Source organism: Pseudodesulfovibrio aespoeensis Aspo-2 (genome assembly GCF_000176915.2).
Classification (GTDB): Bacteria; Desulfobacterota; Desulfovibrionia; order Desulfovibrionales; family Desulfovibrionaceae; genus Pseudodesulfovibrio; species Pseudodesulfovibrio aespoeensis.
This window is the reverse complement of sequence record NC_014844.1, coordinates 194,894-211,490: the sequence shown is the minus strand read 5'-3', so window position 1 is coordinate 211,490 and position 16,597 is coordinate 194,894. Positions and strand designations below refer to the sequence as shown.

The window sequence follows — 16,597 nt, the reverse complement described above, 5'->3', positions numbered from 1 at the left end:
TGGGCGGGCCGTGTCCTGAACAGTGTCCTGATTGCAGCGGGTTACTGCATATGTTGCAGAAACTGGCTGTTGGGCGTCATGATGAAACGCGAATTGCTGCCAAAGCTCTTGCGGTAGGCGTCGAGGCTCCTGGTGAACTCATAGAATTCCGGAGCACGGCCAAGGGCGTCGGCATATATCTTGGTGGCCTGGGCATCGCCGTCGCCCCGGATGATCTCTGATTCCTTCTCGGCGTCGGCCAGGATGATGCTGCGCTCCTTGTCCGCCTCAGCGATGATCTTGGCCGAGACCTCGCGACCCTCGGAGCGGTACTGCTTGGCCTGGCGTTCGCGCTCGGCCTTCATGCGGCCAAAGATGGCGCGGGCGTTCTCAGGCGGCAGGTCGGTGCGCTTGATGCGCACGTCGAGCACTTCGATGCCATAGGGGTGGAGCAGTTCGCTGGCCCGCTTGGTCACGGCGGTCATGATTTCCTGGCGCTTGTGGGAGACCACCTCGATCAGGGTGTAGCGGCCCACGGCCACCCGCAGCTGCGAGCGGACGATGTCGTCCAGCCGGGCCTGGGCGCCCTGCACGGTGCGCACCTTGGTATAGAAGGTGAGCGGATCAAATATGCGCCACTTGGTGTAGGAGTCCACGTTCATGTATTTCTTGTCCGTGGTGGTGATCTCCTCGGGCTTGGCGTCAAAATCCAGAATGCGGGAATCAAAGAAGACCACGTTCTGGACCAGGGGAATCTTGAAGTGCAGGCCGGGCTCCAGGGCCGTGTCGCCCACCGGGCGGCCAAGCTGGAGCACAATGGCCCGCTCGGTCTGGTCCACGGTGAAGGCGGCCTGGGTCAAGCCCACGGCAGCGACGATGACAAGGACGATGAGTGCTATGGTGGAGGTTTTCATTATCGCCTTCCTTACTGCTTTTCCTGGCTTGGGGCCGCCGGCTTGGGCAGCTTGTCCAGAGGCAGGTAGGGAACGGATTTCTTGAGCGCGTCGTCGGACATGATCAGCTTTTCGACTTCCGGGTTCTCAAGGATGGACTCGATGGTCTCCAGGTAGAGACGGCGGCGCGTGATGTCCTTGGCCTTGTCATACTCGGCGAGCACGGCCAGGAACCGGGATGCGTCACCCTGGGAGCGGCGGATCTTGGTTTCCATGTAAGCCTGGGCCGCGTTGACAATGCGCGACGCCTCGCCGCGCGCCTTGGGCAGGATATCGCGCTCGTAGGCCTCGGCCTCGTTGATGAAGCGGCTCTTGTCCTCGCGGGCGCTGGCCACGTCCTTGAACGCCTCCACCACCTGCTCGGGCGGGTGCACGTTCTGCATCTGCACGGCCACAATGCTGATACCGGTGCCGTAGGAATCGAGGATGGTCTGCATCAGGTCGCGCGTTTCCGTCTGGATGTCCTGCTTGCCCGTGGTCAGGGCGTCATCGATCTTGGCCCGGCCAATGATCTCGCGCATGGACGCCTCGGCGGCGTGGACAATGGTCGCCTCGGGCGCGGCCACGTTGAAAAGGTAATCCTGCGCATCCTTGATCAGGTACTGGACCGTAAACTGCACCGAGACGATGTTCTCGTCGCCGGTGAGCATCAGCGCCTCTTCGGGCACCTCGCGCGAGACTCCCTGCTGGAAGTTCTCGGCCCGGCCCCGCACGCCCGACCTGAAGCCGAACTCGATGCGCTGGATCTGCGTGACCTTGGGGGTGACGGCACTTTCCACCGGATACGGAATGTGGTAGTTCGGCCCGGCAGTGGTGATACGGTTGAATTGCCCGAATTGCTTGACCACACCCACCTCGTCCGGTTCCACTATGTAGAATCCGGATGCGATCCAGAGGAGGACGATGATCGGGACAATGAGTTTCCATCCGGGAAATTTGAAATTTTTGAATTTATCAAATTGTTCCTGGAAATCATTGAAGCTCGGCGGCTTGCCGCCAGGGCGCCCCTGTTGTTGTTTTTGGAGTTTTTCCCAATCCCAGTTCATAATGGATCAGGAATAGGCGCAATCGGATGCGAGGTCAAGGAAAGCCGGACGATTGTGGCCGCACCCCGGGCTAGCCCCCGAGCCTGCGCGCGACCCGGCCCTGAACTTGCTCATGATCCAGCAGTGAACGTGCATATTACAAGGATACGACCATGAAAACGATCAACAGACAAATATTCCGTGCCTACGACATCCGGGGCATCGTGGACCAGGATTTCGACGCCCAGTGGGTGCGCGAGTTTGGCAGGGCGTGCGGTGCCTTCTTTGCCCGGCGCGGCGCCACCCGCGCCCTGCTCGGCCACGACTGTCGGGCCAGCTCGCCCGCCTACCAGCAGGCCATGGCCCAGGGGCTGACCGCCACCGGGCTCGACGTGGTCTATCTCGACCAGGTCTCCACCCCGGTCTTTTATTTTGCGGCCCGCCACCTGGGCTTTGACGCGGGCGTCATGATCACTGCCAGCCATAATCCCAGCGAATACAACGGGTTCAAGGTCTGGAGCGGGCGCTCCACCATCCACGGCCAGGACGTCCTGGACATCCACGACCTGATGGTGGCCGGGGAATACCCCGTGGGCGCGGGCCTGACCTCCTGCCACGACATTCTTCCCACCTATCGCCAGGATCTGCTCTCCCGCGTCACTCTGGCCCGGCCTCTCAAGGTGGTGGTGGACGGCGGCAACGGCGCGGCGGGCGACCTGACCGCCGACATCCTCGAGGCTGCCGGGGCCGAGGTGATCCGCCTCTACTGCGAGCCGGACGGCTCCTTTCCCAACCACCACCCGGACCCGGTGGTGGAGGCCAACATGGAAGACCTCAAGGCCACGGTGGTGGCCATGGGCGCGGATTTTGGCGTGGGGCTTGACGGCGACGGCGACCGCATCGGGGCCGTGGACGAGACAGGCCGCCTGATGTACGGCGACCAGCTCCTGGCCATCTATGCCCGCGATCTGCTGCGCGACTTGCCCGGCGCGGGCGTGGTGGCCGATGTCAAATGCAGCCCCCTGCTCTTCCGCGACGTGGAGGCCCACGGCGGCAAGGCCGAGATGTGCGTGACCGGCCACTCCATCGTCAAGGACCGGATGATCGAGACCGGCGCGGCCATCGGCGGCGAGATGTCCGGCCACATGTTCTTCTTCCACGGCTACCACGGCTTTGACGACGCCACCTTTGGCGCGCTCAAGCTGGCGGGCATCGTGAGCCGGGCCGACCGCCCCCTGTCCGCCTTCCTGGCCGACTGGCCCACGGTCTACAACACCCCGGAAATCCGCATGGACTGCGCGGAAACCATCAAGTTCGAGGTGGTGGCCCGCGCCCAGGCCTACTTCAAGGCGCGCTACAGCGTCATCGACATGGACGGCGCGCGGGTGGAATTCGGCGACGGCTGGGGACTGGTCCGCGCCTCCAACACCCAGGGTGCGCTGGTGCTGCGCTTCGAGGCCGAGTCCCAGGCCCGGCTGGACGAGATCAGACAGATTATGGAGACCCCCATCCGGGGCTGGATCAAGGAGCTTGGAGGCTGACCATGGACGGCCTGCGCGTCCTTGTCGGGCTCCTGCGCCGCCTGCGCGCCCTCATCCTGCGCAGCGAGGTCCGGGTGGTGGGCCAGTGCAACATCTGCGGATTCTGCTGCCAGGGCATCCTGCTGCGCGACCGGGGCCGCTGGCTCAAGAGCGAGCGCGCCTTCCGCAAGCTGTGCGAGCGCGAGCCGGACCACGGCTGCTTCGAGATCACCGGGCGCGACGAGGAAGGCTACCTCGTGTTCCGCTGCACCTTGCAGGGCGAGGACCATTTTTGCACATGCTATGAAGACCGCCTGCCTTTGTGTAGAACCTATCCATCGAAATCCCTCTACTACCAGGGCCGGGATTTGCGGTCGGCCTGCGGTTTCTCCTTCAAGGCGACCACTTTTCGTGACATAATCATGCGGCGAAGGCGGCGCGCCATCCCGGAATTCAACGAGGTTCTGCGCCAGGAACTGAACAAGCCCGGAAACAGGTAAGGCTCCATGAAGAAGCTCATATTCGTCCTCGTGGCCGCGCTGATCACCGGCGGCGGCATCTGGTATTTCACCGGGGGCGCAACCAAGGAAGAGATCAAGATCATCAAGACCGCCACCATCGGGCGCGGCGATGTCTCCAAGATTCTTGAGGCCACGGGCATCGTCAAGGCCCAGGTGGGCGCACAGGTCAAGATCGGCGCGCAGGCCACGGGCGTGCTCGAATCCGTACCGGTCAAAGTGGGCGACATCGTCAAAAAGGGCGACCTCATCGCCACCATCGACAGCCGCGAGCTGCGCTCGCAGATGACCGAGGCCGAGGCCAACCTGCGCCAGCAGGTGGCCAAGCTCAACTACATGGAGCAAAACCTGCCCCGCAAGCGCTCCCTGGTCCGCCAGCAGATCGAACCCCAGGACTCGCTCGACTCCGCCATCCAGGACACCGAGATGGCGCGACACGCCGCTGCCTCGGCCCGGGCCAGGCTCGACACCCTCAAGGTCCAGCTCTCCTACACCCGCATCTACAGCCCCATCGACGGTGTGGTCAGCCAGGTGGCCGCCCAGGAGGGCGAAACCATCGTCTCCGGCCTGTCCGTCTCCAACCTCATCACCGTGCTCGACCCCGCGCGCCTGGAGATGTGGATATACATCGACGAGACCGACGTGGGCCGCGTCACCCACGGCCTGCCCGTGCGCTATACCGTGGACGCCTACCGCGACCGCGTCTTCGAGGGCGAGGTGGACACCATCTACCCCGAGCCGGAAATCCGCGACAACATCGTCTACTACCGCACCCTGGTACGGGTCACGCCCGAGCAGGCCGGAGCGCTGCGGCCCGAGATGACCACCCAGTGCAAGATCATCGTCGAGACCCGCCGCGACGTGCTGGCCGTGCCCAATACCGCCATCAAATGGGTGGCCGGGCGCAAGGTCTGTTTCGTGGTGGAAGACCCCAAGCGCCCGCCGCGTGAAGTCGAACCCGAACTCGGCCTGGCGGGCCTTGAAACCAGCGAGGTGCTCTCCGGACTCAAGGAAGGCGACGTGGTCGCCACCCAGCTGGTGCTGCCCGCCTCGGCCACCAAGAAGAAGGAATAGCATGCCGGACCCGGCCATCAGCCTCGACGCCGTCACCAAGACATTCTTCCGGAACGCCGAGAACAAGGCCACGCCCGACGCGCCCGGCATCGAGGTGCTCAAGGGCATCACCCTTGATATCCCGCGCGGCGAATTCGTGGCCCTGCAAGGCACCTCGGGCTCGGGCAAGTCCACCCTGCTCCACATCATCGGCCTGCTCGACCGGCCCACCGCAGGCGTCTGCCGCCTGCTGGGCCACGACACCTCCGCCCTTGACGACGACCATCAGTCCGACCTGCGCAACCTCGCGCTGGGCTTCGTGTTCCAGTCCTTCTACCTCATCCCCTACGCCACCGCGCTCGAAAACGTCGTCCTGCCCGGACTCTACTCGGGCCGCCCGCGCGCCGAAATCCACGCCCGCGCCGTGCGCCTGCTCAACGAGGTGGGTCTTGGCGACCGCATGGACTTCAAGCCCTCGCGCCTCTCGGGCGGCCAGCAGCAGCGCGTGGCCATGGCCCGCGCCATGCTCAACGAACCCGATATCATCCTGGCCGACGAACCCACCGGCCAGCTCGATTCCGCCACCTCGACGGAAATAATGAAGCTCTTCCACGACGTGCACCAAAGCGGCAAAACCATCGTCATCGTCACCCACGACCAGGACGTGGCCCGCGAAGCTGACCGCGTCATCCAGCTGCACGATGGCCGCATCGTGGAAGACGTGATGCGCGCCACAGCGTAGGGGGAGGGCGCGGAGGGAGTGACGAGGTGGGGATGAAGGAGGGTCACGGAAGATTGTTTTTAGATTTTATGATTTTTTGAACAATTGACACCTGATCGCCTGTCCCTGCCCGCGCGCATGCGCAGGATAAAAAGTTTAGAAAGGGAGAGAGGATGGGGGGTCCAGGGGGGAAGGGGAGAGGGGAAACCTTTTCTCAAAGGTTTCCCCTCTCCCCTTCCCCCCCTGGCCGCCGGAGGCACCACACACAGCATGACAGGACCGAGGTTGTACATACGGGTGGCGAGCATGGGCTTGGGGGCTGTCTGGTCTTTCAAGTTGCGTTCGATTTTCGTGATATTGGGCGTGGCGTTCGGCATTGCGAGTTTGACCTTGATCGTGACGGCGGTGGACGGGGCCAACCGCAAGGCCGTGGAGATGGTGGAGATGTTCGGCCCGGACGCGGCGCTGGTGTTTGGGGGCAACATCATGATGCGTGCGGTGGGCATGCGCACCATGACCTTGAGCCGCGACGACGCCCGGCAGGTGCGGGAGTCGCTGCCCGGCGTCCGGGAGGTGTTGCCCATGCGGGTGCAGGCCGGCCAGACGGTCAAGGCGGGCAACCGCAACATGCAGGACGTGCTGGTGGTAGGCTCCACCGAGAATTACGCCGTGGCCTGGGACTGGCCTCTGGTCGAGGGGCGCGACATCACGGCGGCGGACGAGGCTGCCGGGGCCAAGGTGGTGCTGCTGGGCGACAAGCCTGCCGTGGAGTTGTTCGGCGACGAGTCGCCCGTGGGCCGGGTGGTGTTCATCAGCAACATCCCGTTTCAGGTGGTGGGCAGGCTGGCCTATCGCGGGGTGACCACAGGCGGCGGGGGGGACATCGACAACCGCGTGATCATTCCGCTGAACACGCTGATGCAGCGGTACAATCTGGACAGGAAGTATTTCCGCGCCCTGCGCATCAAGTTTTACGAGCCGGAGAACATGGCGGCCCATGCCGAGAACCTGCGCTCGCTCTTGCGCGAGCTGCACCACCTGGAGTTCGGGGCGGACGACGACTTCACCATCTTGACGGCTGACGAGATCCTGAAATTCCTGAGCATGTTCAAGGGAGGGCTGTCGATTTTTCTGGGCGTGACCGCGACCATCTCCATGTTGGTGGGCGGTTTTGTGCTGGCCAACCTGTTTTCCATCAGCGTCAGCGAGCGGGCCGAGGAGATCGGGCTGAAAAAGGCGCTGGGCGCGCGCGGCTCGGCCATCATGCTCCAATTTCTGGTGGAGGCGTGCGCCCTGACCCTGCTGGGCGGCGTGCTCGGCCTGTTTCTGGGCCTGGGTCTGGGCCAGTTCCTGTCACGCCTGGACATCCTGACCATCCAGTTCTCCTGGAAGGCGTTCTTCCTGGCCCTGGCCGGTTCCCAGGCCGTGGGCCTGATCTTCGGCCTCAAGCCGGCCCGTCAGGCCGCCGGGCTTGATCCCATCCAGGCCATGCGCGGCGAGGGGTGAGGCAGGCTGTCCAAAAACGTCCGATTGCTGCGTTGCTTCAAAAAGGTCAACCCCTCGCGTACAGGAAGTACGCTTCGGCCTTGACCTTTTTTCGCGCCTTGCTCTCGAACATTTTTGAACGGCCTGCGGCCTGCTATTTTCGAGAGATTGGAACGGGAGCGGTCTAGCGCTGCTTTCTTGTGGCAGAGGATATGTCTTTGTAATTAAAACTCGCGGGGCAGCAATCCATTTTCTAAGCGTTCAGGCTCGTCAATGCCTTCTGCTTCCAGGTGTTCGAGCAGCGTTTGTTCGTGGTGAGGAGCCCAACCATCCCAATTCCCAGAATAGCACTGTCTACAGGTCATCACGTCGTACCCTTTACAGAGCTTCCCGTTATACTCGTGTGGGCCGAACGTAAATTCACAACCACAAATAAAACAGGTTTCTACGGGCGACATCGGAATCCTCCTGTCATTGAGATTGAGCGACCTCAGTCAATGTTTGCGCCATATTGATTTTGTGATATAAGTTGGTTTATTTGTCAAGCGGGTTTTGATTTTTGGCTGTTGCTTGTGGCCGAGTTGGAGCCTCGCCTTGCGGGGGATGGCCGGACAAGAAAGAGAGGCTCAAGTCTCATGACGCCGCCCGCCCGCCCCAAAGATGAACCCGTGAACGCGGGGGATGGCGATCAGGCAGAGGACGAGGAGGTTGAAGCCGGTGAAGTAGGCGTAGAACAGGTGGCTCTCAAGCTTCAGGTTTCCCTCAAGGGCCATGGAGCCGTTGACCCAGCCCGGCAGCGCGATACAGGCGAGGCTGGCAAGGGCGTCCAGCCGCCGCGTGCAGTATTTCTCCGGCCACCTGCCGACAAGCCGCGCCAGCAGGTGGATGCTGCCAAGGACGAACAATCCCAGAGCACCGTGAAGCAGCCAGGGGATAGTGTGCCAATAGGCGAAGCTGAGAGACAGGGTGTCGAGCAGAAAAACAAATGTTATTCCAAAGAAATAGAATCCAACATAGGCGGCCTGCGCGGCGAGGCCCGCGCCCAGGAGCAAACGCAGGGCGAACTGGGCGATTTGGCCAATGGTTCCGCGTCCGGGCTGCATCCGGCGACTGTGCGGCAGATGGAAACAAATGTCAAATATAGATTGCCGGCGCCGCCCCTGATGACAACACTTTCCGCCTGCGAGCGGCCCCGTGCAACACGCCGCTATTTCTTGAATCCGGCTTGCCCCTTGCGGATCATCTCATTGTCTCTGGGATCGTCGAACCATGTTTCTTTGAACTTCCAGCCCGAGGTTCTTGACAGGAATTGATAGAAACCCGCCATGGCCTGGGTGAACGTGGCATTGAGACCGAGTGCGCGGGTGTAGAGGCCATAGTGATAGTTGCCGAAATCCTCGTATTCTGGATGACCGTTGAGTTTGTAGTCGTATCGTGCCCCGGATTTGAAGTTGAAAACGACCCAGGCGCATTTGAGAAAGAAACTGGCGGAAGACAGGGGCTTGGCCACAAAGAAGAATGATTCGCAAATTTTCCTGATTCGCCGGGCCTCTGCCAAGTTCGCCTCCAGGTCCACTCCCGGAGGCACAATGATGACGTCTGCCCGCCCTGTCACTTTGACTGCTTCGAATTCTTCGATCTCACACTTGCAATTCGGGTGAACCGGCCCCGGCTTCTCTTCAAACCACAACCCCTGCATTGCCTGGCATTTGTCGCAGGCGTGCAGCTTGGGGCGGTAGCACCAGTACTTTTTCTTTTGCCCATCCGAAATCGTTTTTTCGGATGACAGTCTCGCGGCTCCGACCATCCGCTTGGGCATCCCGTGGACCAGTTGATCGTCTCCGATGTGTCGCACCTGTTTTTCGCTCACGGGCTGTCTCCTTTTCCGTTTGGTGTCTCGGCCCCCCGTGGAACCGCCTTGAATGACGGTTGAGTAACATGGGTTTTGGAGAGGAATGGGAAACGGGCGCGAGCAGGACAGGAAAGGGGTGCAAAAGACCCTAAAGAGCGCTTGACAGGGGTTGCTGAACACGCCGACGCGATCCCCTCGCGTCGGCGTGTCTCTCGTGGTGTTGAACTATCGGCGAGGGCTTACGCCCCGGTGTCGTCGAGCAGGCCGGAGCCAGCGGCGGCGGTGCGGGCCAGGATGTCGCACCGTTCGTTGAGCATGTGGCCGCTGTGGCCCTTGACCCAGTGGAAGGTGACGTCGTGCTCCTTGATGAGCGGGATGAGCTGCTGCCAGAGGTCCTGGTTCTTGACCGGCTTCTTGGCCGCGGTCTTCCAGCCGTTGCGCTGCCAGTTGCCGATCCAGTTCTTGGTGATGGCCTCCTGCACGTACTTGGAGTCGGTCCAGAGGTCCACGGCGCAAGCGCGGGTCAGGGCCGAGAGGCTGACGATGACGGCCCGCAGTTCCATGCGGTTGTTGGTGGTGTCGCGGTAGCCCTGGGAGAACTCCTTGTAGTTGTCGGCGTTCATGCCCTTGTACTCGCCGTGGATGAGCACCGCGCCGTAGCCGCCCGGACCGGGATTGCCCAGGCAGGAGCCGTCGGTGTAGATGGTCACGCGGCTACTCACCGGGCGCGCCCCCTTCAAGCTGGGACAGCTTCTCGAAGATGGCGGCCAGGACGATCTGGATTTCCATGGGCCAATCGTTGGTTTCAAATGATGGCAAGAAATGCTCCGTTTTGAGTGATTCGATGAAATCCGCGCCCAGGGCCTGACGCATCATGGGCGGGAAGCGCAGCTCCACCGCGCCGATGGCCGGCGCCAGCCCGATGTACATGGTCTTGGCGTCCAGCTCCGGCACCACAAAATCGCCGCCAAAAATCTGGATGCGGCAGTTCATGCCGTATTCGCTCTTGAGGGCACGGGTGAAGGAGACGATGAACTTCTTCTGCCCCTCGTCCAGCGTACTGGTCTCGTCGTAGATGGCGCCCTCGCGGTTGAGGGTATCCAGCACCCGCTCGTTGTTCTTCATGAACGCCCAGGCCACTACGGCGAAGATCAGGACCAGGGCCAGGGTGCGGATGAGCTTTTCCCTGGGCGACTTGCCGTGGACCTTGGGTATGGCGACTCTCATGGGTTCTCCTCGTCTCTCTTGCCTCTCCCCGGCATTACCGCCTGTGGCGGACGGACATACGTCTACCCTGACAGGGCGTTGGACGCAACCGGGCAGTCGGGTTTTTCCCGCTGCCGGGTTTTTCCGTCGGGCCTACTCGTCGTCAAAGGCGAGGCGGCGGATGATGACATTGGACACGAGCATGCCGTTCTTGGTCAGGCGCAGAAACCCGTGGTTGATGCGCACGAGGTTTTCGCGGTGCAGGGCCATGACCAGCCGCTCCTGCCGCTTGACCAGATCGTATCCGGCCCGTTGTCGGAACTCCTTGAGGTCCAGCCCCTTGGCCGTGCGCAGGGAGAGCATGACCAGCTCCTTGAGCAGGTCGGCGTCCGACAGGGTCTCATGATCGCGGCCCACCAGCCCGCCGCGCACATAGGCGTCGTACTCGTCCATGTAGCGCGGGTTCTCGAACCGCCGCCGCCCGATGGTCGAGACTGCCGACGGCCCCAGGCCCAGGTAGTCGGCCCCGCCCCAGTAGCCGGAGTTGTGCCTGGAGACAAAGCCCATGCGCGCGAAGTTGGAGACCTCGTAGTGCATGTAGCCCATGGATTCCAGGTATTCCGCGCCGTAGATGAACATGCGCCCCTGCTCCTTGTCCGGCGGCAGGGTCAGGGGTCCGCCCTCGGCGCACAGGGCGGTCATGGGCGTGTTCGGCTCCAGTGTCAGGTTGTAGGCCGAGATGTGTTCGGGCCGCATGGACGTGACCACGTTGAGCTGGTCGATCCAGGACTTGAGCCGCTGACCGGGCAGCCCCCAAATGAAATCGAGCCCGATGTTGCCGAATCCCGCCTGCCGGGCGCTGTCATAGGAGGCGTAGGCCATGGCCGCCGAATGCGGCCTGCCCATGGCATGCAGGTCCACATCGCTCAAGCTCTGCACGCCCAGGGAGAGCCGGTTGACGCCCATGGAGAGCAGGGCTCGGAAATAGCTGACATCCGTGGCCGAGTCCGGGTTGGCCTCCAGGGTCACCTCCATGGCCGGACCAAGGGTGAAGGCCGCATCGAGCACCTTCATGATCTGCTGGAGCTGGTTGAGCGGGATCAGACTGGGCGTGCCGCCGCCAAAATAGATGGTCCGCAGCGGCGGCCTCTTGAGCCGCGCTCCCCAGAGCTTGATCTCCTGAAGCAGCAGCTTGTGATACCAGGCAAAGGTGACCTGGTTGAAGGCCTGGGAGTGAAAGGTGCAGTAGTGGCAGCGCGACCGGCAGAACGGCACGTGGATGTAGAGGAGCAGCCCGGTGTCGCCGGGGGGCGGCGGCCCCGCCTTGGGCGTGCCCGCGCCCTTGGGTTTGCGGACCGCGTCCGGAAAGGCCGGGCGGACAGGCACGTCCTCGCCGTAGATTTTACCCATGATCGCCCTGCCCAGAATCGCCCCGCCCAGGATCGCCCCGATAAGAGCGGCTGCGGAACACGGCCAGCGCGCCCCAGGCCAGGACCGCGCCCGCCGCGACCCGGAGCAGATCGGCCAGGGCCGGACCAGGGGTCGAGAACGTCCCGGCCAGGCCCACGCTCAGGTGCCGCGAGCCGGTGATGAGCATGATCACGACCACGGCCCACAGGGGGATGATGCGCCCCTGCCGGGCCAGCCAGGCCAGGGCCGAAAAAACGAGCACGGCCAGGACTCCGGTGGTCCAGGCGTCAGCAGAGTGCCGGGCAAGGCCGGTGATCAGGGCCTCGGCTGCGGTCACGGCCACGAACGCGGCCAGCCCGGCGTCGCGCCCGGCCAGGATCCGGTCCGGCGGCGTCTGCCCGGACCGGGTCATGACCCGCTCCCCAGCAGGCGGGCGTAGCGCTCGTTCTCGCTGTAGAGACAACCGCAATATTGCTGGCGGTAGACGCCCCACGCCTTGGAGGTCTCAATGCCCTCGCTCCATCCCTCGCGAAAGTCGTGGTAGACGAACCGGGTGGTCGGGGACTCCATGTCGCGTCCCAGCGCGGCGATGTCCTCGTGCTTCTGGTATTTGGAATAGAGCAGGGTGGTGGAAAACCCGTCGAATCCGCCCCTCTTGGCAATGGCTGCGGTGCGCTCCAGACGGCGGGCGTAGCAGTGGAAGCAGCGGTTGCCCTCGCGAAAGGCCACGTCGCGAAACCACGCCTTTGGGTCGTACTCGTCGTCCTTGACAATGACCTTGACGCCCAGGCGCTCGGCCACCGCAAGGCAGCCGTCGCGCCGTTTGACGTACTCGGTCAGGGGATGGATGTTGGGGTTGTGGAACAGCCCCGTGACCTCGAAGCCCTGGCCGAGCAGCGTGGTCAGCGTGGTGATGGAGCACGGCCCGCAGCAGATGTGCAAGAGAAGGCGTTTCATGTCACTTTCCGGTGTATGCGCCCGGCCCCGACAATCTAATCATTGAAGAGGGTTATTAGGCTGTTCAAAAATGTTCGAGTGCAAGGCGCGAAAAAAGGTCAAGGCCGAAGCGTACTCTTAGTACGCGAGGATTTGAACTTTTTGAATAAGCTATCTGTACGGCTCGAAGACTCGCCTACAGTCACTTAACGGCAGCAATCGGACGTTTTTCAACAGCCGGACTATTCGTCGTACTCGTATTCAATGTCCACGTGGATGCGCTTGCCGTAGCGGATTTCGAGATCGGCCAGCACGCCGCGCTTGTTGTTGAGCAGGTAGATGGCCAGCTCCTCCTCGCAGGTGTACTCCACCAGATCCTGGCCCGGCTTGCGCGCCTCGCGGTGGATGTCCTTGAGGGCCTGCATGGCCTGCCACTCCATGTTGCGCCGGATGCCGGTGCCCTTGCAGCAGGGGCACGGCTCGGTGGAGATGGCGATGGCCGACGAGCCCAGCCGCTGGCGCACCAGCTCCATCAGGCCAAAGGGAGAGATGCGGCTGACATCGGTGCGCGCCCGGTCGTTCTTCATCTCGGCCTTCATGACCTTCTCCACCTCGCGGCAGTCCTTGGGGTTCTTCATCTCGATGAAGTCGATGACCACCTGCCCGCCGATGTCGCGCAGGCGCAATTGGCGGGCGATCTCGGTGGCGGCTTCCAGGTTGGTCTTGAGCGCCATCTTCTGGAAATTCTTCTCGCCCCCGATCTTGCCGGAGTTGATGTCGATGGCGGTCAGGGCCTCGGTGGCGTCAAAGACGAGCCGCCCGCCCGAGGGCATGGACGCCTCGCGGGAGTAGATTTCCTGCACCTGCTTGACCAGGTTGAACCGCTCAAGCAGGCTCAGGTCCGTGTCCTCGTGCAGCTTGACCAGGTTGTTCTTGCGCGGGAAGGCGAGTTTCACGAACTGGCTGATCTGCTCGAAGGTGAGCGTGTCGTCCACCCAGATCTCGGTCACATCCAGCGTCAGATAATCGCGCACGGCGCGGGCGGCCAGCCCGAGCTCCTGGTAGACCATGGCCGGGGCCTTGACCTTCTGGGCGTTGGCCCGGATATCCTCCCACAGCCTGTTCAGGTATTTGTAGTCGCGCTCAAGGGCGGCCTTGGACTGGCCGATGGCCGCGGTGCGGGCGATGAGGCCCACGCCCTCGGTGGTGGTGAAGGATTCGAGCGCCTTTTTCAGCCGGTCGCGCTCCTTCTCGTTCTCGATCTTGCGCGAGACGCCCATCTGGCCGCGGCCCACGGTGTAGACAAAGCTGCGGCCCGGCAGGGAGAGATAGGTGGTCAGAAAGGCGCCCTTCTTGCCGGTAGGTTCCTTGACCACCTGGACCAGCACTTCCTGGCCCGCCTTGAGCACCTTCTGCATCAGCGGGTAGCGCGCACCCTTCTTCATGGGGTAGCTGCCCGTGTAGTATTCGGGATGGACCTCGTCGATCTGGAGAAATCCGTTGCGCTCGGCCCCGTAGTTGATGAAGGCGGCCTGAAGCCCGTTGTCTATGTTGTGAATGTAGCCTTTGTAGATGTCGCCCTTGGTCTTGGCCTGATGGAGCATCTCAACGTAATACTCGTTGACCTTGCCCTCTTCGGCGATGACAACCTCAACCTGTTCTCCCGGCAGCACGGAGATGAACATCTTCTGCCGTTTGCTCTTGTCGGTCATTGGAACCTCGTGTCAAAAAATTTATGAAATGCTTCAAGGCGTTGGCCTGCCTTTCCTACGCTTCGAGGATATGCCCGGAGCCGTGGTAGTAGGTCTCGCCCCGGTCGGTGCGGGCAACGATGCCGCCCGTCCGCTCCAGGGCTTCCACGGCGGCGCGCACCGTATGCGGCGACGCGCCCAGGGCCTGGGCCAACTGTAAAACGGTTTGGGGCCTGCGCGCAAGGGACGCCTGCACGAACTCAATGGTCCGCGCCTCGTCCAGCGTGCCCGCTTCCGGCTCCCCCCGCTCCCCGGTGCGGGCCTTTCCCGCGCCGAGTGCCTTGCGCCAACGGCTCAACACCGCCCCGTCAACAGGGTGTGTCCCCTTGACCGTGCCCGGACGGGTCATGGTGACCACGTCCACCCGGTCAGGGGCGAGTTGTTGGCAAAAAGTCTTCAGCCTGCCCAGGTTCTCGTCGGAATCATTGATCCCCTTGGCAAGCAAAATCTCCAGAAATATCTTGCCCGTGAACTCCTGCCGAAAGGCGAGGAGCCCCTGCGCCACACCCTGTGGCGTCACCCCCGGACAGGGGCGGTTGATGGCGGCAAATTCGGCCTCCACCAGCGAATCCATGCTCGGCAGCACCGCGTCGGCCAGGGCCAGCTCGCGGCGCACCTGCGGGTCAGTCATCAGGGTGGCGTTGGTCAGCACGGCGATGACCGTGTCTGGAAACAACGCCCGCGCCCCGGCGATGATCTCGGCCATGTCGGAGTTGAGCGTGGGCTCGCCCAACCCGCCCAGGGTGACCGCGTCGGGCGTGTCCAGCCCCTCGGCCTTCCAGGCGGCCAGCTCCTTGAGGATGGCGGCTGCAGAAACGTAGGGCCTGCGCTCCAGGGTCAGGTTCCTGGTCGCGCCCACCTCGCAGTACACGCAATCCATGGAGCATATGTGTCCGCCCAGCAGGTCCAGCCCCAGGGACCGGCCTAGCCGCCCGCTCATGACGGGTCCGAAGACGTATCTGTATGCCATGCCGATGGATATGCCTCGCGCTGGTGTCCGTGTCAGGCCGAAGCCGGAAAAATCTCAAGGAAGATTAAGGATCAGGACGCCCTTGTCAAGAGCGGCCACGCTGTATGCGCCACTGTGTTAGGTACAGGTCGGACGGTCCGCTGGCAAGGGGTATGTGCAATCCGGTCCGCCCTTTTCCTTGACTTCCCCGCATGGGGACCGTACCCCAGGCCATATTTCCATCAGGAGGCTCCATGATCGAACCCGGACAGCTCGTATTGCTCATCAGCCACAAGGGCAAACGCTACCTGCGCAAGCTCGAGGCGGGCGGCGAGGTGCACACCCACGACGGCAGACTGCTCATGGACGATGTGGCCGAGGCCGGATTCGGCCAGTACGTCAAGACCCATCTGGGCCGGTCCTACCTCACCCTCAAGCCCACCCTGCACGACCTGATCAAGGGCGTGAAACGGCAGACCCAGATCATGTATCCCAAGGAAATCGGATACCTGATGATGAAGCTGGGCATCGGCCCCGGCTCCACGGTCATCGAGTCCGGCACCGGCTCGGGCGGCCTGACCACGGCCCTGGCCTGGTTCGTGGGTGACACGGGCAAGGTCATCACCTACGAGCGGCGCGCGGATTTCTACAAGCTGGCGGGCAAGAACCTGGAGCGCGTGGGGCTGGCCGCGCGCGTTGAGCAGGTCAACCGCAACATCGAGGACGGCTTTCTGCACTCGGGCGCGGACGCGCTTTTCCTGGACGTGCGCACCCCGTGGGAATACCTGGGTGCCATTCCCAGCGCGGTCATCCCCGGCGCCATGTGCGGCTTTCTGCTGCCCACGGTCAATCAGGTCAGCGACCTGCTGCGCGGCCTGGAGGCCGGTCCCTTTGCCGAGACCGAGGTGCTCGAAATCCTGGTGCGCCGCTGGAAACCCGTGGCCGACAGACTGCGCCCGGACGACCGCATGGTGGCCCACACCGGCTTCCTGGTCTTTACCCGCTACATGGAGCAGCCCGCCGAGGAGCTGCTCCCTGACGGGGAACCCACCCCCCAGGACGCCCCGGCAACAGACCCCGACCTTGAGGACGACTTCGGCCCCGATGCCCGCGACGCCCGCGACGTTCGTGACTTGGACGACGAATAGCCCGCCCCCCTTTCTCTTCCCCCAAAAAACCATCAGGCCCGCTTCGATGAAGCGGGCCTGATCTTTTTGCATTCCTTGCGCAGCCGCCCTG

At 63.0% G+C, this 16,597-nt stretch carries 17 protein-coding genes; 6 read left to right on the top strand and 11 right to left on the bottom strand.

The window, feature by feature from the left end; all coding sequences use genetic code 11:
- Window positions 1-41 precede the first annotated feature (41 nt).
- The gene (gene hflC / locus DAES_RS00940) at window positions 42-893 is read right to left on the bottom strand and encodes a protease modulator HflC (RefSeq protein ID WP_013513155.1); all 852 of its coding nucleotides are present in this window, start codon (window positions 891-893) and stop codon (window positions 42-44) included.
- Window positions 894-904: 11 nt separating this feature from the next.
- Window positions 905-1,978: an FtsH protease activity modulator HflK gene (hflK, locus tag DAES_RS00935; protein ID WP_013513154.1), complete on the bottom strand. Its 1,074-nt coding sequence runs from the start codon at window positions 1,976-1,978 to the stop codon at window positions 905-907.
- Between the two features lie 152 nt (window positions 1,979-2,130).
- Here hflK and DAES_RS00930 point away from each other — a divergent pair, with 152 nt between their 5' ends.
- From DAES_RS00930 to DAES_RS00910, 5 genes are all read left to right on the top strand, one after another.
- Window positions 2,131-3,498 (top strand): phosphomannomutase/phosphoglucomutase, encoded by a 1,368-nt coding sequence (locus DAES_RS00930; protein WP_013513153.1) that lies wholly within the window; start codon window positions 2,131-2,133, stop codon window positions 3,496-3,498.
- Window positions 3,499-3,500: 2 nt separating this feature from the next.
- Complete coding sequence (locus DAES_RS00925) at window positions 3,501-3,977, top strand: hypothetical protein (protein WP_013513152.1); 477 nt, start codon at window positions 3,501-3,503, stop codon at window positions 3,975-3,977.
- 6 nt (window positions 3,978-3,983) lie between these two features.
- Window positions 3,984-5,069: an efflux RND transporter periplasmic adaptor subunit gene (locus DAES_RS00920; RefSeq protein ID WP_013513151.1), complete on the top strand. Its 1,086-nt coding sequence runs from the start codon at window positions 3,984-3,986 to the stop codon at window positions 5,067-5,069.
- A 1-nt stretch (window position 5,070) separates the two neighbouring features.
- The gene (locus tag DAES_RS00915; protein WP_013513150.1) at window positions 5,071-5,790 is read left to right on the top strand and encodes an ABC transporter ATP-binding protein; all 720 of its coding nucleotides are present in this window, start codon (window positions 5,071-5,073) and stop codon (window positions 5,788-5,790) included.
- Window positions 5,791-6,039: 249 nt separating this feature from the next.
- Window positions 6,040-7,275, top strand: coding sequence for an ABC transporter permease (locus DAES_RS00910; RefSeq protein WP_013513149.1), 1,236 nt, complete (start codon window positions 6,040-6,042; stop codon window positions 7,273-7,275).
- 605 nt (window positions 7,276-7,880) lie between these two features.
- Here the strand turns inward: DAES_RS00910 and DAES_RS00905 are convergent.
- The 9 genes from DAES_RS00905 to DAES_RS00865 form a co-directional block, all read right to left on the bottom strand.
- Complete coding sequence (locus DAES_RS00905; RefSeq protein WP_013513147.1) at window positions 7,881-8,357, bottom strand: hypothetical protein; 477 nt, start codon at window positions 8,355-8,357, stop codon at window positions 7,881-7,883.
- Between the two features lie 104 nt (window positions 8,358-8,461).
- Complete coding sequence (locus DAES_RS00900) at window positions 8,462-9,124, bottom strand: polymorphic toxin type 44 domain-containing protein (protein WP_013513146.1); 663 nt, start codon at window positions 9,122-9,124, stop codon at window positions 8,462-8,464.
- A gap of 221 nt (window positions 9,125-9,345) precedes the next feature.
- Window positions 9,346-9,828: a ribonuclease HI gene (gene rnhA / locus DAES_RS00895; RefSeq protein WP_013513145.1), complete on the bottom strand. Its 483-nt coding sequence runs from the start codon at window positions 9,826-9,828 to the stop codon at window positions 9,346-9,348.
- Complete coding sequence (locus tag DAES_RS00890; RefSeq protein WP_013513144.1) at window positions 9,821-10,333, bottom strand: hypothetical protein; 513 nt, start codon at window positions 10,331-10,333, stop codon at window positions 9,821-9,823. The genes rnhA and DAES_RS00890 overlap by 8 nt, the downstream gene beginning before the upstream one ends.
- Before the next feature lie 132 nt (window positions 10,334-10,465).
- Window positions 10,466-11,722: a radical SAM family heme chaperone HemW gene (gene hemW / locus DAES_RS00885; RefSeq protein WP_013513143.1), complete on the bottom strand. Its 1,257-nt coding sequence runs from the start codon at window positions 11,720-11,722 to the stop codon at window positions 10,466-10,468.
- Window positions 11,715-12,134, bottom strand: a complete 420-nt coding sequence (locus DAES_RS00880) for a hypothetical protein (protein ID WP_013513142.1) — start codon at window positions 12,132-12,134, stop codon at window positions 11,715-11,717. The genes hemW and DAES_RS00880 overlap by 8 nt, the downstream gene beginning before the upstream one ends.
- Complete coding sequence (locus tag DAES_RS00875) at window positions 12,131-12,679, bottom strand: epoxyqueuosine reductase QueH (RefSeq protein WP_013513141.1); 549 nt, start codon at window positions 12,677-12,679, stop codon at window positions 12,131-12,133. Before DAES_RS00875 ends, DAES_RS00880 begins: the two co-directional genes overlap by 4 nt.
- A gap of 221 nt (window positions 12,680-12,900) precedes the next feature.
- The gene (locus DAES_RS00870; RefSeq protein ID WP_013513140.1) at window positions 12,901-14,370 is read right to left on the bottom strand and encodes an Rne/Rng family ribonuclease; all 1,470 of its coding nucleotides are present in this window, start codon (window positions 14,368-14,370) and stop codon (window positions 12,901-12,903) included.
- Window positions 14,371-14,425: 55 nt separating this feature from the next.
- Entirely contained in the window at window positions 14,426-15,379 is a 954-nt protein-coding gene (locus DAES_RS00865; RefSeq protein ID WP_013513139.1) for a radical SAM protein, read from the bottom strand.
- Between the two features lie 233 nt (window positions 15,380-15,612).
- Here DAES_RS00865 and DAES_RS00860 point away from each other — a divergent pair, with 233 nt between their 5' ends.
- On the top strand, window positions 15,613-16,506 hold the full coding sequence (locus DAES_RS00860; protein ID WP_013513138.1) for a tRNA (adenine-N1)-methyltransferase: 894 nt from the start codon (window positions 15,613-15,615) through the stop codon (window positions 16,504-16,506).
- The last annotated feature ends 91 nt before the right edge of the window (window positions 16,507-16,597 follow it).